At 35.8% G+C, this 23,630-nt stretch carries 20 protein-coding genes; 9 read left to right on the plus strand and 11 right to left on the minus strand.

Annotation, left to right across the window (positions count from 1 at the left end):
- Window positions 1–215: 215 nt before the first annotated feature.
- The 3 genes from B11cv2_RS00985 (at window position 216) to B11cv2_RS00995 (ending at window position 4,068) form a co-directional block, all read left to right on the plus strand.
- Window positions 216–1,502, plus strand: a complete 1,287-nt coding sequence (locus B11cv2_RS00985) for an RsmB/NOP family class I SAM-dependent RNA methyltransferase (RefSeq protein ID WP_100692929.1) — start codon at window positions 216–218, stop codon at window positions 1,500–1,502.
- Window positions 1,503–1,626: 124 nt separating this feature from the next.
- Window positions 1,627–3,183 (plus strand): glutamine-hydrolyzing GMP synthase, encoded by a 1,557-nt coding sequence (gene guaA / locus B11cv2_RS00990; protein ID WP_100692930.1) that lies wholly within the window; start codon window positions 1,627–1,629, stop codon window positions 3,181–3,183.
- A gap of 162 nt (window positions 3,184–3,345) precedes the next feature.
- Window positions 3,346–4,068: a glycerophosphodiester phosphodiesterase gene (locus B11cv2_RS00995; protein WP_100692931.1), complete on the plus strand. Its 723-nt coding sequence runs from the start codon at window positions 3,346–3,348 to the stop codon at window positions 4,066–4,068.
- 56 nt (window positions 4,069–4,124) lie between these two features.
- Here B11cv2_RS00995 and B11cv2_RS01000 read toward each other — a convergent pair whose 3' ends face one another.
- The 7 genes from B11cv2_RS01000 to B11cv2_RS01030 form a co-directional block, all read right to left on the minus strand.
- The gene (locus tag B11cv2_RS01000) at window positions 4,125–5,162 is read right to left on the minus strand and encodes a sn-glycerol-3-phosphate import ATP-binding protein UgpC (protein WP_100692932.1); all 1,038 of its coding nucleotides are present in this window, start codon (window positions 5,160–5,162) and stop codon (window positions 4,125–4,127) included.
- A gap of 2 nt (window positions 5,163–5,164) precedes the next feature.
- Complete coding sequence (gene ugpE / locus B11cv2_RS01005; RefSeq protein ID WP_100692933.1) at window positions 5,165–6,016, minus strand: sn-glycerol-3-phosphate ABC transporter permease UgpE; 852 nt, start codon at window positions 6,014–6,016, stop codon at window positions 5,165–5,167.
- A 10-nt stretch (window positions 6,017–6,026) separates the two neighbouring features.
- The gene (gene ugpA / locus B11cv2_RS01010; protein ID WP_100692934.1) at window positions 6,027–6,911 is read right to left on the minus strand and encodes a sn-glycerol-3-phosphate ABC transporter permease UgpA; all 885 of its coding nucleotides are present in this window, start codon (window positions 6,909–6,911) and stop codon (window positions 6,027–6,029) included.
- Window positions 6,912–7,009: 98 nt separating this feature from the next.
- On the minus strand, window positions 7,010–8,335 hold the full coding sequence (ugpB, locus tag B11cv2_RS01015; RefSeq protein WP_100692935.1) for a sn-glycerol-3-phosphate ABC transporter substrate-binding protein UgpB: 1,326 nt from the start codon (window positions 8,333–8,335) through the stop codon (window positions 7,010–7,012).
- 325 nt (window positions 8,336–8,660) lie between these two features.
- Window positions 8,661–9,572: a metal ABC transporter solute-binding protein, Zn/Mn family gene (locus B11cv2_RS01020; RefSeq protein ID WP_100692936.1), complete on the minus strand. Its 912-nt coding sequence runs from the start codon at window positions 9,570–9,572 to the stop codon at window positions 8,661–8,663.
- Complete coding sequence (locus B11cv2_RS01025) at window positions 9,565–10,455, minus strand: metal ABC transporter permease (protein WP_100692937.1); 891 nt, start codon at window positions 10,453–10,455, stop codon at window positions 9,565–9,567. The genes B11cv2_RS01020 and B11cv2_RS01025 overlap by 8 nt, the downstream gene beginning before the upstream one ends.
- 15 nt (window positions 10,456–10,470) lie before the next feature.
- On the minus strand, window positions 10,471–11,211 hold the full coding sequence (locus tag B11cv2_RS01030; protein WP_100692938.1) for an ABC transporter ATP-binding protein: 741 nt from the start codon (window positions 11,209–11,211) through the stop codon (window positions 10,471–10,473).
- A 698-nt stretch (window positions 11,212–11,909) separates the two neighbouring features.
- Between B11cv2_RS01030 and nrdH the strand changes: the two genes are divergently transcribed.
- Genes nrdH through nrdF form a run of 4 tightly spaced genes read left to right on the plus strand, consistent with a single transcriptional unit; the run spans window position 11,910 to window position 15,647 of the window.
- Window positions 11,910–12,131, plus strand: a complete 222-nt coding sequence (gene nrdH / locus B11cv2_RS01035; protein WP_100692939.1) for a glutaredoxin-like protein NrdH — start codon at window positions 11,910–11,912, stop codon at window positions 12,129–12,131.
- Entirely contained in the window at window positions 12,131–12,529 is a 399-nt protein-coding gene (gene nrdI / locus B11cv2_RS01040) for a class Ib ribonucleoside-diphosphate reductase assembly flavoprotein NrdI (RefSeq protein ID WP_100692940.1), read from the plus strand. Before nrdH ends, nrdI begins: the two co-directional genes overlap by 1 nt.
- A complete protein-coding gene (gene nrdE / locus B11cv2_RS01045) occupies window positions 12,511–14,661 on the plus strand; it encodes a class 1b ribonucleoside-diphosphate reductase subunit alpha (protein ID WP_100692941.1) in 2,151 nt (716 codons plus the stop codon). Before nrdI ends, nrdE begins: the two co-directional genes overlap by 19 nt.
- 11 nt (window positions 14,662–14,672) lie before the next feature.
- Window positions 14,673–15,647 carry a class 1b ribonucleoside-diphosphate reductase subunit beta gene (nrdF, locus tag B11cv2_RS01050; RefSeq protein WP_035006270.1) on the plus strand — a complete coding sequence of 325 codons (975 nt, stop codon included), beginning with the start codon at window positions 14,673–14,675 and terminating at the stop codon, window positions 15,645–15,647.
- On the opposite strand, the gene prmC is transcribed toward nrdF, so the two are convergent.
- From prmC to secA, 4 genes are all read right to left on the minus strand, one after another.
- The gene (gene prmC, locus B11cv2_RS01055; protein WP_100692942.1) at window positions 15,644–16,510 is read right to left on the minus strand and encodes a peptide chain release factor N(5)-glutamine methyltransferase; all 867 of its coding nucleotides are present in this window, start codon (window positions 16,508–16,510) and stop codon (window positions 15,644–15,646) included. The genes nrdF and prmC overlap by 4 nt on opposite strands.
- Window positions 16,507–17,586, minus strand: a complete 1,080-nt coding sequence (gene prfA / locus B11cv2_RS01060) for a peptide chain release factor 1 (protein ID WP_100692943.1) — start codon at window positions 17,584–17,586, stop codon at window positions 16,507–16,509. Before prfA ends, prmC begins: the two co-directional genes overlap by 4 nt.
- A 183-nt stretch (window positions 17,587–17,769) precedes the next feature.
- Window positions 17,770–18,183 (minus strand): Fur family transcriptional regulator, encoded by a 414-nt coding sequence (locus B11cv2_RS01065; RefSeq protein WP_100692944.1) that lies wholly within the window; start codon window positions 18,181–18,183, stop codon window positions 17,770–17,772.
- A 16-nt stretch (window positions 18,184–18,199) separates the two neighbouring features.
- Window positions 18,200–20,914, minus strand: a complete 2,715-nt coding sequence (gene secA, locus B11cv2_RS01070) for a preprotein translocase subunit SecA (protein WP_100692945.1) — start codon at window positions 20,912–20,914, stop codon at window positions 18,200–18,202.
- A gap of 416 nt (window positions 20,915–21,330) precedes the next feature.
- On the opposite strand from secA, the gene B11cv2_RS01075 reads away from it, so the two are divergent.
- Window positions 21,331–22,284 (plus strand): peptidylprolyl isomerase, encoded by a 954-nt coding sequence (locus B11cv2_RS01075; RefSeq protein ID WP_100692946.1) that lies wholly within the window; start codon window positions 21,331–21,333, stop codon window positions 22,282–22,284.
- A gap of 78 nt (window positions 22,285–22,362) precedes the next feature.
- Complete coding sequence (gene argJ / locus B11cv2_RS01080; RefSeq protein ID WP_100692947.1) at window positions 22,363–23,601, plus strand: bifunctional glutamate N-acetyltransferase/amino-acid acetyltransferase ArgJ; 1,239 nt, start codon at window positions 22,363–22,365, stop codon at window positions 23,599–23,601.
- Window positions 23,602–23,630 lie beyond the last annotated feature (29 nt).

Raw genomic sequence — 23,630 nt, forward strand, 5'->3', positions numbered from 1 at the left:
GAATACTTCATTAGTTTTGTTAAGGTTTATAAATTATAAGATGATTGCCCCTCTTTCACATTAGAATAAAACATTCTAGGTCATAGTACTAGAACTATTCGGTTTTCGATATCCATTTTTTATTGTTTTAAAGTTAATGCTAAAAAATAAGTACGATAATTTTTGTTTTTGAGTTAAATCATTTAGATTTTATAGAGATTGAATAGGAGAAGTAAATGCGATTGGGTGGGCGATTGCAGGCTGCAATAGATATTCTACAAGAAATAGAAACGCGTTATCGCCCTGCGAGTGAAGCTTTAAAAGATTGGGGATTTTCTCACCGTTTTGCTGGGGTAAGTGATCGTGCAGCAATTGGGACAATCGTGTATGATGCTTTAAGGCGGCGTTATTCGTTGCAATGGCGTATGGATAGCAACAATATTCGAGATGTAGTTTTTGGTACTTTGTTCGATTCTGGTATGTTAACGATTGAGCAAGTTGATAAAGTTTTAGAGGGAGATCGATTTGCGCCGCAGTTATTGGCACCTCAGCAGAGGAAAGCGTGGCAACAACGTCAGTTAGTAAATGCACCAGACTATATTCGCGCTGATATTCCTCAATGGTGTAAAGCTCATTTGTATCCTTTATTTGTAGATAATTGGATTAAGGAAGCAGCTGCTTTAGCAACACGTCCTCCTTTAGATTTACGTGTGAACAGTTTAAAGGCAACGCCTAAAAAGGTTCTTAAAGCCTTAGAAAAAACAAAGGTTAAGTCTTTTTCATGGTTTCAGCAAGCGTTAAGGATTGAACCGATTGAAAAATTTGAGCGCCATCCTAATGTTCAAGCTGAGCCGGCTTTTCAAAAAGGATATTTTGAGATACAGGATTTGGGATCTCAACTTGTTTCTTATCTTATAGAAGCAAAAGCAGGTATGCAGTTATTAGATTATTGTGCAGGAGCTGGGGGAAAAACATTAGCATTAGCTGCCAATATGGAAAATCGAGGCCAAATTTATGCTTATGATTCAGAGAAGATTCGCTTGGCTCCTATCTTTAATCGACTTCAACGGGCTGGTATTCGTAATGTACAACCACGAATGTATAAAGAAGAATTAAAATCATTAATAGGTCAAATGGATATCGTTTTATTAGATACTCCATGTAGTGGGACAGGAACATGGCGCCGTCGTCCAGATGCGAAATGGCGTTTGACCTTACAAAAAGTGAAACAACGTCAGGAAGAACAGTTCGCTATTTTGAATGAAGCCTTAATTTATATAAAGCCAAGAGGGCGTTTAGTTTATATTACCTGTTCTCTCTTTAATGATGAAAATGAAGCACAAATTTCTCGGTTTCTTCAAAAGCATTCTAATTTTCTTCCAATTAATATGCAGAAACTTTGGCACAGACATTTTAGTTCTTCAATTATGCAACCGGCATTTTCAAATTATGGACTGACTTTATCACCAGCAGCAACTAAAACAGATGGTTTCTTTTTATCTATTTTACAAAAGGAATTCTAATGCGTATCCTGATTTTTTTGCTCTTGTATTGGCCATAACCTTTTTCTTACGTCAATAGACTTGTGAAAAGAGAGAGATTGAATAATACATTTTTTTATTTTAAGTAATTATTGATTGGTTTTCTATGAGCACATTGCGTTCAGATACTATTCTTATTATTGATTTTGGTTCACAAGTTACGCAACTTATTGCGCGACGGGTGCGAGAAATAGGCGTTTATTCTGAAATTATTCCTTTTCAATCTGCTTTAGAAGGATTTAAGCGAATCGAGCCTCAAGCTGTTATTTTATCAGGCAGTCCTTATTCGACTGTCGATGATGGTTCGCCACGTGTTCCAATGGAGATTTTTAATGCTGGTATTCCGATTCTTGGTATTTGTTATGGTGAGCAAGTTATGTGTGTTCAGCTTGGTGGAAAAGTTGAAAGAGGGCATGAACGTGAATTTGGACGCGCTTTGTTAGATATAAAAGAAGAAAGCGCTCTTTTTGATGGTGTTTGGGAGAAAGGATCGTGCCATCAAGTTTGGATGAGTCATGGTGATCGTGTAGTTGCTTTGCCAGAAGGCTTTCATGTCATTGGAGCATCACAAGGAGCTCCTTATGCTGCTATTGCTGATGAAAAACGTCGTTTTTATGCAGTGCAATTTCATCCTGAAGTTGTTCATACAACAGACGGAGCAAAACTCTTAAAAAATTTTGTTCATAAAATTTCTGGTCTTAAAAGTAATTGGTCAATGGCTGCTTATCGTGAACAGGCAGTTGCTGCAATACGCGAAAAGGTTGGAAAAAGTCATGTAATTTGTGGTCTTTCAGGTGGTGTTGATTCATCTGTTGCAGCTATATTACTTCACGAGGCTGTAGGCGATCAGCTAACGTGTGTTTTTGTCGATCATGGGTTGATGCGTAAAAATGAGGCAGAAGAAGTTCTTACGCTTTTTCGAGGGCATTATAATATAAAGCTGATTCATGTGAATGCTGCTGATATGTTTATCAATGCGCTTGAAGGTGAAACAGATCCAGAAAAAAAGCGGAAGATAATTGGTCGCCTTTTTATTGAAGTTTTTGAAGAAGAAACAAAAAAAATAGGAGGCGCGGAGTTCTTAGCACAAGGAACCCTTTATCCAGATGTCATTGAAAGTGTTTCAGCGATTGGTGAAGCCGTAACGATTAAAAGTCATCATAATGTAGGTGGTTTACCAGAACAGATGAAAATGCAACTTGTAGAACCATTGCGTGAACTTTTTAAGGATGATGTTCGTTCCTTAGGGCGAGAATTAGGTTTACCTGAGCAGTTTATTAGGCGTCATCCTTTTCCAGGACCTGGTTTGGCAATTCGATGTCCGGGTGCAATTACACGCGAAAAATTAGAAATTTTGCGTGAGGCAGATGCTATTTATCTTGATGAAATCAGAAAAGCTGGCCTTTATGATCAAATTTGGCAAGCTTTTGCTGTTCTTCTTCCTGTTCAAACCGTTGGTGTGATGGGTGATGCACGTACTTATGAGTTTGTCTGCGCTCTTCGTGCTGTAACATCTGTAGATGGTATGACGGCTGACTTTTATCCGTATAATATGGAATTTTTGAGTAAAGTAGCAACGCGTATTATTAATGAAGTCGAGGGTATTAACCGTGTTGTTTACGATATAACTTCCAAACCGCCTGGGACTATTGAGTGGGAATGATTGAAATTAAGAATAGTAAAGATATAGTTTTTTAGAATTGAGCATTTCAGAAAATTAGAAAAAATAAAAAAGAAAATTTTTAAAGGCTTTGTATTAATGATTTTAAATCGTCATTAATCCTATTTAACCAATATTATTTGAAATTAAGAGAAGTTTGAAAATATGCTTAAAAAAAAAATTATAGCCCATCGTGGTGGAGCTAGTCTGTATTCTGAAAATACACTTTCAGCATTTCGTCATGCGATTGCATTGGGAGTGGACGAAATTGAATGCGATATTCACCTTCTTAAAAGCGGTGAAATTGTTATATTTCATGATTTTTCCCTTGAACAATTGATTGGGAAAAAAGGATATATTCATGAGATTGATAACAATACACGTCAGCAACTCCGTGTGAAAGGGAGTACTGAAGCACCTCCTTTATTAGAAGAGCTACTTGATCTTTTGGTGCCAACCAATGTAGCGCTTCATCTTGAAATCAAAACATGTGGTGAAATTGAGCGTGAAACTCTTTTATCTCAAAGAGCGCTTGAATTGATCAAAAGTCGAAACTTAGAAGAACGAGTTTCAGTAATTAGTTTTGATGCTACGAGTCTTCGTCCTTTTATTGAAGCAGGAATAACATCTGGGCCATGTATTGATAATTTTAAAGGTGATATCTCTTGTTGTTTTTCTGAATGGAAAAAATTAGGGTATTCTGATCTAAGTTTGGATAGCTCTATTGTATCACGAGACTTTATTGAATTGGCTCTTGATGCTGGCTTCACTGTAGGTGTATGGACGGTCAATGGAGTGTCTCGTTTGGCTCATTGGCTTGATATGCCAGTGCATTATATTACAACCGACCAACCTGATCTTGCTTTACGATTACGTTCGCAAAAATGAAAAAAAGAGCTTTTCTTACTGATTAAGTAATTTGGAGGAAAATTTTTCTAGGTTGATTATGTGCGTTTTCCTGTGTGTTTATTAAAAGTGTGAAAATTCTGATTGGGAACAGTGAAGCTTAGTTTTTGTCCATAATCATTTGTAAGACGTTCTTTGATTTCAACAGTGAAAATAATATTGTTCCAACGTGTTAAAACATGACATCCTATGCCTACAGGTTTTATGAGTTCGATATGTGCATGAAAAACGGGCCCTTTTTCCGGATATTCACCCAACAAAGTCGCTTCCGGCCTAAATGCTAAAATATCAGTTTCTTTGTTACAAGAAAATGAGAAGCCTAAATATTGCTCTAAGATTTGACGGTCAAGAAAATTAATAGGTGGAGAACCAATAAAGCCAGCAACAAAGATTGTAGCTGGGTAATCATAGATTTCCATTGGCGTTCCAATTTGTTCAATACATCCTTTATTCATGACAACTATTCGATCAGCTAATGTCATAGCTTCTAATTGATCGTGGGTGACATAAAGGCTCGTTGTTCCTAATGAACGCTGGAGTGTTTTAATTTCAATGCACATTTGAGCGCGTAATTTTGCGTCAAGATTTGAGAGTGGTTCATCAAAGAGAAAAACACGTGGTTGGCGAACAATAACACGCCCCATTGCAACACGTTGGCGTTGTCCTCCTGATAATTGTCGCGGTTTACGATCAAGAAATGGTTCTATTTCTAAAAGTTTTGCAGCATGAGCAATACGTTTGTTCATTTCCTCTTTAGGCGTTTTTCGATTCTTGAGGCCATATTCTAAGTTTCCACGTACAGTCATATGCGGATAAAGTGCGTAGTTTTGAAAAACCATAGCAATGTCACGATTTGCAGGTTCACGATTATTAATAAGCTCATTGTCAATATAGAGCTCACCAGAGGTAACTTGTTCAAGTCCTGCAATAATACGTAATAGGGTTGATTTTCCACATCCTGATGGACCAACAAGAACGAGAAGTTCTTTATCAGAAACAGTTAAATTCAAGTCATTAATAACCAGACTATCATTATCATACTGTTTCATTATATTAAATAGTTGGATTGTAGCCACAATTATTTCTCCGTTTCAATGAGACCTTTGACAAAAAGTCGCTGCATGAAGATAACGACTAAAACGGGCGGGGCCATAGCAACAACCGCTACTGCCATAAGGATATTCCATTGAGGATTATGTTGAAGTGATTCAACAATGAGTTGTTTTAAGATAACAAGAACAGTTTGATGGTCTTGATCTGTTGTAGCAATAAGAGGCCAGAGATATTGTATCCATCCGTAAATGAACATAATGATGAATAAAGCAGCAATATTGCTTTTGCTAAGGGGGAGAAGAATATCCTTAAAAAATTTCAATGGTCCTGCACCATCAACGCGGGCAGCTTCTAAGAGCTCATCAGGGACAGTAAGGAAAAATTGACGAAATAAAAATGTAGCGGTTGCTGATGCAATTAATGGAATAATCATTCCACTATAAGTGTTTATCATTCCTAATTGTGCAACTATTGTATATGTTGGAATAATGCGGACTTCTATAGGAAGCATTAATGTAATAAAGATAAGAGCAAAAGCAGTTTTACGAAAGGGAAAACGCATATAGACAATTGCATAAGCAGAGAAGAGTGAAATAGTAATTTTTCCAATACTAATGCCAATAGCCATAATAAATGAGTTCATTAAAAGTGGCCAGAGACGTGGAAGACCAAGTTTTACAAGGCCATCACCAAAAATTGCTTTATAATTTTCTAAGCCATATTGTCCTGGTAAGAGTGGAAGTGTCCCTCCATTAAATGTTGCTGAATTATGTGTTGATGCAATAATGGCAATATAGACTGGAAAACAGATGATAAGAATACCAATAATGAGAATGAAATGAGTTAAAAAGTTCAAAAAAGGGCGGTTTTCAACCATAACTTCTCTCCTAATATTGGACCCGACGTTCAATCCAGCGGAATTGGATTAATGTTAAAATAATAACCATCAGCATTAATATGGTTGATTGTGCAGCTGATGCACCAATCATTTGATTTTTAAAGCCATCTTCATACACTTTATAGACGATTGTGCTGGTTGCTCGTGCAGGTCCTCCAGAAGTCATGTTATCAATAATGCCGAATGTATCAAACATGACATAATTGATATTGATGATCAGTAGAAAAAAAGTTGTTGGTGAAATTTGTGGAAAGATTATCGTCCAAAATCGTTTAAAAGGACCGGCACCATCAATGGCAGCTGCTTCTATTTGCGAGTGAGGAACGGATTGGAGACCAGCAAGAAAAAAGAGAAAATTATAGGAAATTTGTTGCCAGCTAGCAGCAATTACAATCAGAATCATAGCTTGCACACCGTTAATACGATGGTTCCATATAATACCTATTTTTTTGAGGAGAAAAGGAAAAGTACCGATGGTTGGATGGAAAATAAACAACCATAACACACCTGCTAATACAGGAGCAACAGCGTATGGCCAAAGTAAAAGCATAGTATAAGCTTTTTTTGCACGAATAACACGGTCAACAGAAACAGCTAGGAGAAGTGATATTGTCATTGAAACAAGTGTGACAGAAATAGAAAATATGATCGTTGTAAGCAGTGATTGTATATAAGTGGTATCAGAAAAGATAGTTATGTAGTTTTCAAGACCAATAAAGGTTGTTGAAAAACCAAAAGGGTCTTCACGCTCAAAGGATGATTTTATTGCTTGAGCAGCGGGCCAAAGAAAAAATAAAAAAGTTACTACAAGTTGAGGAAAAAGTAGCCAATAAGGAAGTAGGCTATTTCTGAAATATGCATGTTTTTCTTGCATGTACAGGGCTCTTTAATAAGAGTCATAGGGAAAAAGAAATTGAAATATACCTATTTTCAAGATCTAATTTTTCAATTTTAAACAATAATCATGAAACGTTAATGATTGGCTTTTTCAAATTCACGTAAAAGTTTATTACCACGTTCAACTACTTCATCTAATCCCTCTTTTGGTGATTTAGAACCATTCAGAACAGCCTCTAATTCTTGATCAAGAATCGAACGAATTTGCGGTAAGCTACCAAACCTTATTCCTTTTGAATTTTCTGTTGGTGGATTTAAATTGATTTGTTGAATAGCAATATCTGCACCTGGATTCTTATCATAAAAATTTTGTTCTCGACTTAATTCGTAAGCGGTTTTCGTGATAGGAAGGTATCCTGTTTTTTGATGCCATTTAGCTTGATTATTTGTTTGTGAGAGGAATTTAAGAAAAGCTGCTGCACCCGCGTATTCTTTAGATGTATGACCTTGCAAAATCCAAATAGAAGCACCACCAATAATTGAATTTTGTGGTGCATCTTTTACATCATCATAATAAGGAAGCATACCAAATCCAACATTAAATTGGGCTTCTGAAATGATTCCACCACGTGATCCTGATGATTGTATTAAAATTGCACAACTTTGTGCCATAAACATTGGTGTTGAATCGAGTGCACCAGCTGGGCCACCGTAACGAAAAATATCTTTATCTGACCATCTTTTAAAATCTGTCCACATGCGTATTTGCAAAGGACTGTTCAATGTTAGTTCTGCATCAAGTCCATCAAGTCCATTTCTTTTTGTTCCTACAGGAATATTATGAAATGCTGAAAAATTTTCTACGCCAATCCATTGTGCAGCATAAGTCATTGTAAAACCACAACTTGCAGCTTTACTGTCAAGAATTTTTTGCGAAAAATCTTCTATATCTTTCCATGTTTTGGGAGGTTGCTCTGGATCAAGCCCCGCTTTTTTAAAAATATCCTTATTATAAAAAAGGATTGGAGTTGAAACATTAAATGGCATAGAGAGCATACGTCCTTGTGTATCAGAATAATAGCTACTGATAGCAGGTAAATAGTCTAAGGTATCAAATTCTTGCTTTGTGTCAGCCATAAGTTGATAAAGTGGATAGATCACACCTTTTGCAGCCATCATAGTACTTGTGCCAATTTCATAAATTTGAGCGAGAACCGGTTGTTTTTTCCCTCGAAATGCTGCGATAAGTGATATCATGCTTTCTTCATATTCCCCACGAAATGAAGGAATAATTTTGTAATCAGATTGGCTTTTATTAAAATCATTGATAAGATTTTCTGTTTGTTTTCCTAAATCTCCACTCATAGAATGCCAAAAGCTAATTTTTGTTTGTGAAAAACCGGTTGTTGCTGCAGTTATAGCAATCATAAATACTGCCGAGGAAAGATAAAGACGATTCATGATTCACCCTTTTTGAATTGATTGAGCACGGTTTTTTTCAGAACTATTAATATAATTCATAAATATATCATGATGGTTCTATTTCGCAAAGATGCTATTTCATTTAAACATGAACCATGCAAAGGTCAAACGAATTTGTGTGAATTGACCAATTTTACAACTTTTATGATTATTTGGATGTAGCCTGTAATGGTTGCATTATAAAATGACAATAATTCTAAAAAAATAAAAAAAGGTAATAAGATAGGCTAACAGTCAAGGAAGTCTAGATGAAGTGAGATAGTCTTTAGGGTTATTATTTAACATTCCAGTAATATTATGTGCCTTAACATTTGTTTATTGCGCTAATGATGGTGTTAACATTGTATTCCATCATATCAAGATAAGTCGCAGCAGGGCCCTCTTTTTCGGATAATGCATCGGAATAAAGTACGCCCCCGATTTTTAAACCTGTTTCTTTTGAAATTTGTTCTATAAGACGAGGATTAGAGATGTTTTCAACAAATAATGCGGATACTTTATTGTTTTTAATTTGTTTAATAAGTTTGGCAACATCTGCTGCAGTAGCTTCTTTTGAAGCATTTTCGGGAGCAAGGATGGTGAGACCATATTCATGAGCAAAATAACTAAAGGCATTATGAGATGTGATAATAGTTCGCTTGTCTTTCGGGATATTGGAAATTTGTGTTGTAATAGTTGTATGCAGTGCTTTTAGTTTTTGAATATAAGTCTGAGCATTTTTATGATAATTTTCACATGATTGTTGATCTATTTTACAGAAAGCAGCAGCAATATTCTTAACGTATGTTTCAACATTGGGGATAGTTTGCCAAGCATGTGGATCAATACTACCGTGGTAATGTGTCTTGTTACGCTGTTCATGTTTAATTTCTAATGGGGAAATATTAGCACTAACTTCTACAAGAAGTGCTTTTGTTCCAGTTGCTATCGTGAGCCGATTAATGAAATCTTCTAAATACAGACCGTTGATGAAAATAATATGAGCATTTTTAATAGTTTTTGCATCACGGGGTGTTGGTTCGTAACTATGGATGCTTGTATTAGGACCAACAAGGGTAGTGATTGAGATATGGTGGCCTCCTACATTTTTTACTAAGTCTGTAAGAATAGAAAAGCTTGTGACGACATTAATTTTTTGATGTGCAATGGCAGAAAGTGGGAAGAGAAGTAATAGAACAGAGGCCAGAAGAAAAAATAGTTTAGCAAATTTATGCATGCTGTTTCCTTATGATGGAAAGAATGTATAGAAAAAAACGAGGAAACCAAGTTGCAATGAGTCCACGTGGACTTATAAGACAGGTGAGAAAATAGATAGAGCCTGCAACTATAATAATAGACGCACCAGAGGGTAGGGATTTATGAAAAGAGAGCAGAAGACCAAATACATTGGAAATGATTCCTAAAATGATTGATAATACACAAATAGAACCCAAACGCGAAAGCCAAAAACGGGCAGTGATGGCTGGAATCATCATAATGCCGACGGACATAAGTGTTCCTAATGATTGAAAACCGCCAACAAGGTTTAATACCATGAGCCCAAGTAATAACATGTGAACATATTTTCCTAGTGGAGAAAGTGATTTTAAAAATAGTGAATCAAAACTCTCTAATACAAGAGCTCGCCAAAAAATACACAGACTACTTATTGTTATAAGCATTATAACAGTAATGAGAAAAATGGCTTGTATATTAATAGAAAGCACTGAACCGAATAAAAGATGCAATAAATCAATTGTTGATCCTTTGAGTGAAATAATTATGACACCTGTTGCCAATGCAAAAAGATAGAAGACAGTCATTGAGGCATCTTCTTTTTGAAAACTATTTCTTGAAATTAAAGTAGTTGCTAATGAAACAATAATACCAGCTCCAACTCCACCAAGAGTCATGAATATGGGAGAAAAACCACAGAAAAGAAAAGCAATGGCAACACCAGGAAGAATAGCGTGTGATATTGCATCACCTGTTAAGCTCATACCACGTAACATTAAAAATACTCCAATGGGACAAGCACTGATCGTTAATAAAACAGAACCAATTAAAGCATTTTGCATAAATTGGAAATCAATAAAAGGCGCTAAAAAAAATGCGTACACGTATGATAATCCAGTTTAGATAAAATTACTTGGTCGCAAAGACTCGTTTTTGTGGAATAACATGGAAAAATTGGATATGAGAGATGGTGTAACAAGGTGATTATTGGCACTTAATAACTGTGTTGTTTCTCCATAAAAAGCATGTTGTTTATGGATATGAATCATTTGTGGAAAATATTCTTGAACAATAAAAGGATCATGAAGTGCTATAAGAATTGTGCGGCCTTTTTTTTGCCAATGAGTGATCAGTGTTAGGAGATCCTTTTGGGTTTTAAGATCTACACCATTGAAAGGTTCATCAAGCAATATAATATTCGAATCTTGGACAATAATACGTGCAAAAAGAGCACGTTGTAGTTGTCCATTTGATAGTGTATTCAGTGAACGGTGAGCAAGTGCTGTAAGCCCAACTATTTCTAGCGCATTTTGAATTTTATATTGATATGAACGCTGGCTTTTCCATAATCCACAGAAAGACCATAGTCCCATTTTAATAAGTGTTTCTACATCAACTGGGAATGTTCGATCAATATCACAGTATTGACGTAGGTAGGCAGTGCGGCTTTTCGTGAGTTTTGTAATTTTACCACTGATAGGTTTAATTAATCCGGCAATAGTTTTAAGAAGTGTAGATTTCCCAGAACCGTTATCACCGGTTATGGCGATTAATGAATTTGTTGTCAGTTTTGCTGAAAAATTTTTTATAACAATTCTGTTTGCGTAACCCAATGTCACATTGTTGAACTGTAAGCTCATATTGATATCATTCTCTATCTTTTAATATTTTAAAAAGTTATGTTATATAATTACATATGTCAATAAAATATTATATTATTTTCTTATGTTTTTAAGAGACTTTGCATGGTAATGGGAAGATCGTGGAAAATTAAAAATAGCTTTGAATTTCTCTTGACGAAATCATGTGTATGTATACTATATATAGTGCTAAAATGATCGGTGATTCAAAATAAACGCTAAATGTGAATACATTGTTCATTTTATTGAAACTAGATTATTTCATAGTAAAGTACTGTTATTTTTAGAGTAGCAGTTCAATTAGAATATCACCTTAGGGGAGTTTTTTTGTTCATTGTCTATATATTAAAGTTTTTTGCGATGAAAAACAGATGAAGACGCTAACAAAATGGCTGCAAAGGCTACGAAGTTAATTGGCTTTATGATACGTTTAATTAAAAAACAGTGAAACAAGAAAAATGCTAGTGAATAGTTGTTGTGTAACGAAGAACAGTTATTAGGATCGCAAGGCCTTTCTTCGTTTGTCCTATGTTTTTTAAAGAAAATGTAGTGATTTAAAGATGCGTTCGACAGTTTATAAGTCATTTTAACTAAAATATGACTAGGCGTTTTATATGTAATTATTGTGTAAATATTGTGAGATTATCAGAATTAATGTTTTTCTGAGTTATTTTTTTGAATTATGAAAGTTGAAAAGAATGATCACTATTTATAGTAAACCATCTTGTGTTCAATGTAATGCTACCTGTCGTGCTTTTGATGCTAAGGGTATTAATTATAATGTTATTGATATTTCTTGTGATGAACAAGCGTATAATTTTGTTCAGTCTTTAGGATATCGCCAAGTGCCTGTAGTAATTTGCGGTGATAATCATTGGTCGGGTTTTAGACCAGATATGATTAATGGTCTTTGTAGCTAATGGGGCTTATTGTTTATTATTCGAGTGCAACGGGTAATACTGAATATTTTGTTTCTCAGCTTGGTCAACGGCTTTTCAAAATTGATAAAAAAAATCCATCAATATTGGTTAGAGAGCCGTATGTGTTAGCTGTACCTACTTATGCAGATGGTGAAGGTAGATTAGCTGTGCCAAAAGCAGTTATTCATTTTCTTAATGAAGAGGAAAACCGTAGATTGCTTCGTGGTGTCATTGGTGGCGGGAATCGTAATTTTGGTCGTTATTATAATTTAGCGAGCAAGATCATTGCAGAGAAATGTTGTGTACCTTGTCTCTATCGTTTTGAGCTGCGAGGAACTAAGGAAGACGTTATTTGTGTTAAAAAAGGATTGGAAAAGTTTTGGAAACAACAAGTGTAAAAAAACTGGAGACGCCAGATCAAATTACAGATTATCATGCACTCAACGCAATGCTTAATCTTTATGATGAGAATGGTCATATTCAATTTGATATGGATAAACTTGCTGCTCGGCAGTATTTTCTCCAACATGTTAATCAGAATACGGTTTTTTTTCATAATTTAAAGGAGAAAATAGATTATTTGATAGAAGAAAAGTATTATGAGAGAGAATTATTTGAACTTTATGATTTTTCTTTTGTTAAAAAGCTTTTTAAGCGTGCTTATGCATTTAGATTTCGTTTTCCTACTTTTCTGGGTGCGTTCAAATATTACACGAGTTATACGTTAAAGACTTTTGATGGTAAGCGCTATCTTGAGCGTTATGAGGATCGTGTTTGTCTTGTTGCTTTATATTTAGCACAAGGGAATAAATCCCTTGCTGAGGGCTTGGTTGATGAAATTATTACGGGACGGTTTCAACCAGCAACACCAACATTTTTGAATGCGGGCAAGAAGCAAAGAGGAGAATTGGTATCATGTTTTTTATTACGCGTTGAAGACAATATGGAATCGATAGGCCGTTCGATTAATTCAGCTTTACAGCTTTCTAAACGCGGTGGAGGTGTGGCACTTTGTTTGACGAATTTACGAGAAGCAGGGGCACCAATTAAGAAAATAGAAAATCAGTCATCGGGTGTTTTACCTGTGATGAAAATGTTAGAAGATGTATTTTCTTATGCTAATCAACTTGGTGCGCGACAAGGCGCGGGTGCTGTCTATTTGCATGCACATCATTTAGATATTATGAAATTTTTGGATACAAAGCGAGAAAATGCTGACGAAAAAGTCAGAATTAAAACGCTTTCACTTGGTGTTATTATTCCTGATATCACTTTTGAGCTTGCTCGTAATAATGAGGATATGTATCTTTTCTCATCGTACGATATTGAGCAGGTTACAGGAAAACCTTTTAGTGATATTTCTTTGACAGAGCATTATCGCTCTTTTGTTGATAATTCAAAGATACGCAAAAAGAAAATAAGTGCGCGGGTTTTCTTTCAAACGTTAGCAGAAATTCAGTTTGAATCAGGGTATCCATATATTTTATTCGAAGATACGGTCAATCGGGCAAATCCAATAGCAGGCCGTATTAGTATGAGCAATTTGTGTACAGAAATTTTGCAGGTAAGTGAAGCAAGTGAACTGGAAACAGATTTAACTTATCGTGCTGTTGGCAATGATATATCTTGTAATCTTGGCTCGATGAATATCGCAAAAGCGATGGAGAGTGACAACTTTGGGAGGACAGTGGAAATAGCTGTGCGTGCCTTAACAGCTGTTTCTGATATGAGTAATATTGCTTGTGTGCCTTCTATTGCAAAAGGCAATGCCGAGAGTCATGCGATTGGTTTAGGACAAATGAACTTGCATGGTTTTCTAGCACGTGAAAAGATCTATTATGGAACACCGGAAGCAATTGATTTTACTAATATCTATTTCTATACAGTTACATATCACGCATTACGTGCTTCTAATTTAATTGCGCGTGAACGTAAGGAAGTGTTTGTAGGATTTGAAAAATCAGCTTATGCAAATGGACATTTTTTTATAAAGTATATTGAGAAAGAATGGAAACCGCAATTTGAACTAGTACAAGAGCTTTTTACGCGTAATAATATCGTTATTCCGAACCAAAAAGACTGGCAAGAGCTTAAGCAATTAGTTGCTCAATATGGGCTTTATAATCGCTATCTTCAGGCTGTACCACCTACGGGATCTATTTCCTATATTAACTATGCGACTTCTTCTATTCATCCGATTGCTTCGAAGATTGAAATTCGCAAAGAGGGAAAAATTGGACGTGTTTATTATCCTGCCCCTTATATGGATAATACGAATTTAGAGTTTTATCAGGATGCTTATGAAATTGGACCTGAAAAAATTATTGATACTTATGCTGTTGCTACGCAGCATGTTGATCAGGGGCTTTCGTTAACGTTATTTTTTCCAGATACAGCAACTACACGTGACATTAATCGTGCGCAAATTTATGCTTGGAAAAAAGGCATAAAGAGCCTTTATTATGTACGGTTACGGCAGATGGCATTGAGTGGAACAGAAGTTGATGGTTGTGTTTCATGTAGCTTATAGGAGATGATTATATGACCAAAATTACAACAAAAAATCCTGTTGTTTGTGCTGTAAATTGGAATAGACTCTATGATGAAAAAGATCTTGAAGTTTGGAATCGTTTAACTGGTAATTTTTGGTTGCCTGAGAAAGTGCCATTATCCAATGATATTCCTTCATGGGCTAGTTTGACTGAGGAAGAACGAAAACTAACAATTCGTGTTTTTACAGGTCTTACTCTTCTTGATACGGTTCAGAATACTGTGGGTGCTATTTCTCTTATGGCCGATGCTGTAACAGAACATGAGGAAGCAGTATTAACTAATATTGCATTTATGGAAGCAGTTCATGCACGTTCTTATTCTTCTATTTTCTCAACTTTATGTTCGACAGTGGAAGTTGATGATGCGTTTAGATGGTCGGAAGAAAATACCTATTTGCAGAAGAAAGCGCGATTAATACTTGAACATTATGAGGCAGATGAACCACTAAAGAAAAAAATTGCTTCGACTTTCCTTGAGAGTTTTTTATTTTATTCTGGTTTTTATTTGCCCATGTATTGGTCGAGCCGTGCTAAACTGACGAATACGGCTGATTTAATTCGGCTTATTATTCGTGATGAGGCTGTTCACGGTTATTATATCGGCTATAAATTTCAATTGGGGTTTGCAAAACTTGATGAAGCTAAAAAACAAGAAATAAAAGATTTTGCTTTTAATCTACTTTTTGATCTTTATAATATTGAGTGTAAATATACTGAAGATCTTTATGATGCTATTGGGTTGACAGAAGATGTTAAGGTTTTTCTTCATTATAACGCAAATAAAGCATTAATGAATTTAGGCTTTGAGGCTCTTTTCCCGCCTGAAGTGTGTCGTGTTAATCCTGCCATTTTAGCAGCTTTGTCACCGAATTCTGATGAAAATCATGACTTCTTTTCGGGATCAGGTTCTTCTTATGTTATTGGTAAAGCAGTGGCAACTGTCGATGAGGATTGGGCATTTTAATGCGTGAAGGAAAAAAGAAGTGCACGGGGTATTCTATTTAAATCTTCACGTATTTTAAGACATTTAAATCCATTTTTTTCAAATAAATCACGAACTTTTTTTTCTTGAGAATAGCCAATTTCAACGGCGATATAACTTTTCTCTTTTAAATAATTTGCAGATTCATAAGCCAATTTTCGATAAAAATAAAGGCCATCTTCTCCACCATTTAGAGCGCACCAAGGGTCGTGTTGGCGTACTTCTTTTGCAAGGTTTTTAATTTCTTTTTCTGGAATATAAGGCGGATTAGAAATAATGAGGTCAAATTGCCCTTTGATGGAATCAAACCAATTACTGAGAAGAGGTGTAAAACGATGGGCAACATTCGCATGCTGTGCATTTTTTGTAGCTGTTTTCAAAGCATCTTCGGAAATATCAACGGCTACAGCATAGGTTTGAGGGATTTGCTTGAGAATCGCAATAGCGATAGCTCCACTTCCTGTTCCCATATCAAGCAATGTAGCTTGTTCTGATTTCTCTAGATGTGATTTGAGGATTGGTAAAACAAGATCAACGAGTGTTTCTGTATCAGGACGTGGTTCTAACGTATCTTTAGACAAAGTAAATGGTATACCATAAAATTCTCGTGTTCCGATAATACGATAGACCGGTTCACCTGCAATACGTCGATTTATAGCTTGTTCTAATTGTACGAGCTGTTGAGAAGATAGATACATATTTGGTTGAAGAATTCTATCAGATGCAGTGGTTCCTGTTATCCATTCAACGAGTATTTTTGCGTTAAGATCGGCTTCAGAAATTCCTTGATGGCGCAATTTTTCTTGTGTTGTTTGGATGAGCTTACTAAGCGAATGATCATTCATTTACTATGATCCATTTCAGTAAGGAGCGTTGTCTGATGATCAGAAATGAGTGCATTAATCAACTCATTTAAATCTCCTTCCATGATACGATCAAGTTTATAGAGAGTCAGATTAATACGATGGTCAGTTACTCGTCCTTGTGGAAAATTATAGGTACGGATACGTTCTGATCGATCACCAGAACCAACTTGAGTTTTTCGGGATGCTGAACGTTCACTCTCTGCTTTTTGCCGTTCAATATCGAATAAACGCGCACGTAAAATTTGGAGAGCGCGTGCGCGATTTTGATGTTGTGATTTTTCTGCTTGAACAACCATAATTCCTGTTGGAATATGCGTAATACGAACAGCTGAATCAGTTGTATTGACATGTTGCCCACCAGCACCAGATGCGCGCATTGTATCAATACGGATATCTTCTGAGCGAATTTCGATATCAATTTCTTCTGCTTCTGGTAAAACTGCAACAGTGGCGGCTGATGTATGAATGCGTCCTCCTGTTTCTGTTTCAGGGATGCGTTGCACGCGATGAACACCTGATTCAAACTTAAGCTTGGAAAATACGCCTTTTCCTGAAATGGTTGCAATAATTTCTTTATATCCACCAACTTCACCATCACTCAAAGAAATGATTTCAACTTTCCAGTTGTGAGTATTTGCATAACGCTCATACATACGAAAAAGATTTCCTGCAAAAAGTGCTGCTTCTGATCCTCCCGTTCCTGCTCGAATTTCAATGATAACACTTTTTTCATCCGCAATGTCTTTGGGCAAAAGAAGAATTTGGAGTTCTTTCTCAAGTTCCTGAATTTTTTGAGATAATGATGATAGCTCTTCTTGAGCTAAATTACGCATTTCTGTATCTGTTTGTATATCACTTATTATAGTTTCGAGCTCTGCTATTTCTTTACGGAGAGAATTTAATGTTCGTATAGGAGCTATAATTGGCTGTAATTCTGCGTATTCGGACGCTAATTTTACATATGTTTCCGCATTTGGATTCTCAGCCATTTGGCTTTCGATTATTTTGAAGCGTTTTTCAAGTTGTTTCATGCGGTCTTGTGGCAAAGAAACCATGGCAATATTGGCCTAATTTATTGAGTGTTAGATAGTTGATAATATTATATATTATATTATTACAAGGGGTGATAAAGAAGAAAAATGCTCTTGCCAACCAAATTATAGAATTTTAAAATAAATTTATGTAAAAATTTGATGTGCATAAGTAGTATTTTTCATTATACATATAGGTCTATTAATTTAGGAATTGCGTTTTTTCCCGTAAATTTCAAGACGATGATAAACAATATCATAACCAAGGGAATGGGCAATTTCTTCTTGTAGTTTTTCAATGATAGCAGAACGAAATTCAATAGCTTCTCCCGTGTCTATATCAATAAGATGATCGTGATGCTCGCCTTTTGCTTGTTCAAAACGAGAAGGTCCTCCATTGAAGATATGGCGATGAATAGTTCCATTTTCTTCTAATGTTTTCATTGTGCGATAAACAGTTGATAGCGAAATACTAGGATCTATTTTATGAACACGCTGAAAAATTTCAAATGCATTTGGATGATCATCCGTGTCGGCTAAGACATCAAGAATAATACACCTTTGACGTGTTACTCTTAGACCGGCAATTCGCAATTCTTTTTCATAAGTTTGTTTATTCATTTAATTATTTGACTTTTCAGATAAATGATCCATGACAATGCTTATATTTTTTGCCTGAACCACAAGGGCAAGATTCATTTCGTCCAATTTTTCCCCATGTTGTTGGATCATTAGGATTGCGTTTTTCGGAATTAATTAACCTATTCTCATTTATCTGTCCCCATGCTGTGGTGTTATTTTTTGCGTTCTGAGTATTGGAAGGATGCTGGGCGCGAGATCTTTCAGATGTTTGTGATTCTACGGGTTTTTGAATAATTTCAAAATGCATGAGTTTAGAAATAAAATTTTTACGGAGATTGATAAGCATAGTTTGAAAGAGTTCGAATGACTCTGTTTTATACTCATTGAGAGGATCTCGTTGTGCATAACCACGGAAGCCAACAGCAGAACGTAAATGATCTAAATGAACCAAATGCTCACGCCATAGTGTATCAATTGTTTCAAGTAGTATAGCTTTATGAAAATAAGCAATTATTTCTGGGCTATAACGTTCAGAGCGTTCCTTTTCAAACTTTTCAACGGCCTTTGTTATACGTTCTACAATTTGCTCTTCTGCAATTCCTTCTTCGCTTGCCCATTTTTCTATTGGAAGATTTAAATTGAAAATCTGATATAGCTCCTTTTGTAAATCTTTTACGTTCCATTTTTCTGCGTATGCTCCATATGGAATGTGGGTTTCTACTAGATCTTCAATGACTTCATTACGCATTTCAACAGTCATTTCAGTTAAATTCTCTGTATTCATAACTTCCATGCGTTGTTCGAAAATAACTTGACGTTGATTGTTCATGACATCATCATATTTTAAAAGATTTTTACGAATTTCGAAATTTCGTGCTTCAACCTTTTTTTGAGCTTTCTCAAGAGCTTTATTAATCCATGGATGGGTAATGGCTTCATCTTCTTTTAGTCCAAGCTTTTGCAGCATACTATCCATACGGTCAGAACCGAAGATACGCATGAGATCATCTTGAAGAGAAAGAAAAAATTTGGAACGCCCAGGATCACCTTGGCGACCAGAACGACCGCGAAGTTGGTTATCAATTCGACGACTTTCGTGGCGTTCAGTAGCAATAACATAAAGACCTCCAGCAGCTAATGCCTTCTCTTTTAGTTGTTGAACATCTTTCTTGATTTCTTCAATTTTAGCAGTTCGTTCTGGGCCTTCAGGTACATTCTGCAATTCTTGCCGAATACGTATTTCAACATTACCACCAAGTTGTATATCGGTGCCACGACCGGCCATATTGGTGGCGATAGTCAACGCTTTAGGAACACCTGCTTGTGCTATAATATGTGCTTCCTGTTCATGATAACGAGCATTTAAAACTTGAAAATCAGTGATACCTTCTTTCCGTAAGCGTTCTGCTAACTGTTCCGACTTTTCAATAGAAGTAGTTCCAACCAGAATAGGTTGTCCTTTTTCGTGAGCTTGACGAATATCGCGAACAATGGCTCGATATTTTTCTTCTGCTGTTCGATAAATTTGATCATCTTCATCGCGGCGTTGAACAGGTAAATTTGTAGGAATTTCAACAACCTCAAGATCATACGTATTACTAAATTCTTCAGCTTCCGTTGTAGCTGTTCCAGTCATACCGGATAATTTTTTATACATACGAAAATAATTTTGGAAAGTAATAGAAGCTAAGGTCTGGTTTTCTGGTTGGATAGTGACATGTTCTTTAGCTTCTAATGCTTGATGTAATCCTTCAGAGTAACGTCGTCCTGGCATCATACGACCAGTAAATTCATCAATGATAATGATCTCACCATTTCGGACAATATAATCTTTATCACGGATAAACAATTTATGCGCTTTCAGAGCATTATTAACATGGTGGACAATTGTAACGTTTTCTATGTCGTAGAGGCTTTCATTTTTGAGATGTCCAGCTTTTTTAAGCATTTCCTCAATTTTTTCAGTACCAATTTCAGTAAAAGTTGTGGTTTTTTGTTTTTCATCTATTTCGTAGTCTTCTGGTGTTAGGAAAGGAATAAATGCATCAATAAGATTATAAAAGTCAGTACGATCTTCTAAGGGACCAGAAATAATAAGTGGGGTTCGTGCTTCATCAATAAGAATTGAATCAACTTCATCAATAATTGCATAATAGTGACCACGCTGTACCATTTGGCTACGGTCAAAAGCCATATTATCGCGAAGATAATCAAATCCTAATTCATTATTTGTTGCATAAGTAATATCACATGCATAAGCTGCTCGACGAGAATCATTATCAAGATGATTGAGAATAACGCCGGTTGTCATACCTAAAAAATCGTAGATTTTTCCCATTGTTTCAGCATCACGACCAGCAAGATAATCATTAACTGTAACAACATGAACCCCTTTTCCTTCTAGGGCGTTAAGATATACCGGTAAGGTTGCCATTAATGTTTTACCTTCACCAGTACGCATTTCAGCAATTCCTCGGTTATGAAGAACCATCCCACCAATAAGCTGTACATCAAAAGGGCGCATGCCGTAAACACGTTTTGCTGCTTCACGGACAGTTGCAAATGCTTCTGGTAATAGCGAATCAACCGTTGCACCTTCAGTTAATCTTTTACGAAATTCAGCAGTTTTTTGGCGTAATTGTATATCGCTTAATTTCTGCAATTGTTCTTCTAAGGCATTAATCTGTGTTATTTTTTGGCGAAATGCTTTAATACGGCGTTCATGAGCCGAACCAAAGAATTTATGCGCAAGAGCACCTAAATTGACCATTTCTGGTCCTTTCTTTCATTTGTTATCACCATAATGGGTGTTTATTAAATTGTATCTATTGCTCTGCATCGTCTAAAACGTTTAGTATAATTAGATGTATGCAGTGCTTTATGTTAACTGACATATAATGTTTTTTCATTTTTTATAAAATAGAGATTAAGGGGCTAAAATCATCGTGTCAACTTTAGTGATATTATTTGAATAATTAAGGTATGGAGTAATTTAGGGTATAATGTGACATTTTTCTATATTATTATGTTTTGTATTATCTGGAATCAAAATGTAATAAAATAGAAGAATCATTTTTTGTTTTTGTGAAATAAAATTTATCAAATTTATCTATGTTTAGATTTTAAAGTGCTATGGTAAAAAAATTAAATTTGAAAGTACATTGATTTTAAAAAGGGAATATATTTATGAAATTCAATTTTAGGGTACTATGTTTGGCCTCAACTTTATTAGTTAGCATACATGCCGGTGTGATAGCCCAGGAAAGCGTAAAGTCTGCAAAAAATGATTTAAGTACTTTGGAGAACGCTGCTGAAAAACCAGTTCCTCTTTCTCATGTAATAGCAGTGATTGATGGGAAAAATATTACGGCGGGGCAATTAGATGAGCTAGCACTCGAAATAAATCCTAATTTAATTCGTGTTTCAGATGAAAAACGCCGTGTAACAGTCTTAAAAGCGTATTTAGATATGCAGGCACTTGCTAAAGCAGCACTGCAGAAAGGTCTAGATAAGACAGAAGCTTATGATAAACGTATGGCAATAATGCGCGATAATATTCTTCAGCAACTTTATTTTAAAGAGATGGTTGTTGATAAAATTGCAGATGCTGATGTGAAAGCTCTTTATGATAAGGAAATTGCTGCTTTACCTAAAGAAGATGAAATCAAAGCGCGTCATATTTTAGTCAAGACAAAAGAAGAAGCAGAAAAAGTTATTAAGCGTTTGCATAAAGGTGAAAACTTTGAGGAAATTGCAAAAAAAGACTCAACAGATGGTTCTTCTGCTGTTGGTGGAGATCTCGGTTATTTTAGCCGTGGTCAGATGGTTAAACCATTTGAAGAGGCTGCATTTAATTTGAAGGTAGGAGAGTATACTAAAAAACCTGTTGAAAGCCCATTTGGTTGGCATGTTATTAAGATAGAGGATCGTCGTTTAAAACAACCTCCTGTCTTTGATGATGTTAAGGATGTATTGCGTACACAGCTTATAAGGGAACATTATCAAACACTTATTACCGATTTACGGGGTAAGATTAATGTGGAATATCCTGATTCTAATATTGCAAAACACATGCAATCGCTTAATGAAAATGAAGCGCCATTTCTAGGTGATACATCCAATGTAGAGGATGGAGAATAATTTTTTTATGCTGGGTCATTTTATAAAGCCCAGCACTTTTATTAATTATATTCAATTGCATTTATGGAAAAGCATTTAATGGTTGTAAAAATATCGCTTTTTTCACATAAACAACCATCAGAGCTTCCACCATTATCCGGTGTGCGGATAGCCACAGCTAAAGCTGGTATTAAGTATAAAGATCGTACAGATCTTCTTTTAATTGTATTTGATAAGCCCGCTAATGTGGCAGGTGTTTTTACACGTTCAAAATGTAGATCTTCTGCTGTAGATCATTGTCGTGCGTCCCTTCTTCATGGGATTGCTAGAGGGCTTGTTGTTAATTCTGGCAATGCCAATGCTTTTACGGGGCACAAAGGTAAGCAGACAACAAATGCAATAGTACATTCTGCATCTAGTATTTTGAAAGCGAGAGAAGATGAAATTTTTATAGCTTCTACTGGTGTTATTGGTGAACCAATGGATGAGGCTTGTATTTTAAATCTTTTACCTGATATGGCTTCTAAAGCAGAGGAGGGATGCTGGTTAGAAGCTGCGAAAGCTATTATGACAACCGATACGTTTCCAAAACTTGCAATGCGCCAATTTGACTTTGGGGGAGAGCTTGTTACTATTAATGGGATTGCAAAAGGTGCTGGTATGATCGCACCAGATATGGCAACGATGCTGTCTTTTGTGGTAAGTAATGCAGCGATTTCTTCAGATATACTTCAAATGATGTTGTCAGAGGCTGTTCAGGAAACTTTTAATTCAATTAGTGTTGATAGTGATACTTCGACATCTGATACATTAATGCTCTTCACAACAGGAAAAGCGAAGAGTTGTTTTCCTTGTTTGACTAGCCAATCAGATCCTCGTTATTGGATATTTGTAAAGCACCTGCGTGAGCTTTTGCACGAACTTGCATTGCAAGTTGTTTGTGATGGTGAAGGAGCTCGTCATTTAATTGAGGTCTCTGTTATTGGTGCTACAACAAATAGTGCTGCTAAGACTATTGCTCTATCAATTGCAAATTCACCACTTGTAAAAACAGCTATTGCGGGTGAAGACGCTAATTGGGGGAGAGTTGTTATGGCGATTGGTAAGGCAGGTGTTGAAGCAGACCGTGATCGATTAAAAATTTGGTTTGGTGAACATCGTTTGGCTGTTAATGGTGAACGTGATCCTCATTATAATGAGGAAGCAGTGAGTGTTTATATGAAGAATCAACATATTAAAATTTGTGTTGATATCGGTCTTGGAAGCGGAAAAGCAACAATTTGGTCTTGTGATTTGACAAAAGAATATGTTGCAATTAATGGTGATTATAGAAGTTGATTCATAAAATATAAACTTGAATATTTAGT

The sequence above is a fragment of the Bartonella sp. 1-1C genome (assembly GCF_002810325.1).
Classification (GTDB): Bacteria; Pseudomonadota; Alphaproteobacteria; order Rhizobiales; family Rhizobiaceae; genus Bartonella; species Bartonella rochalimae.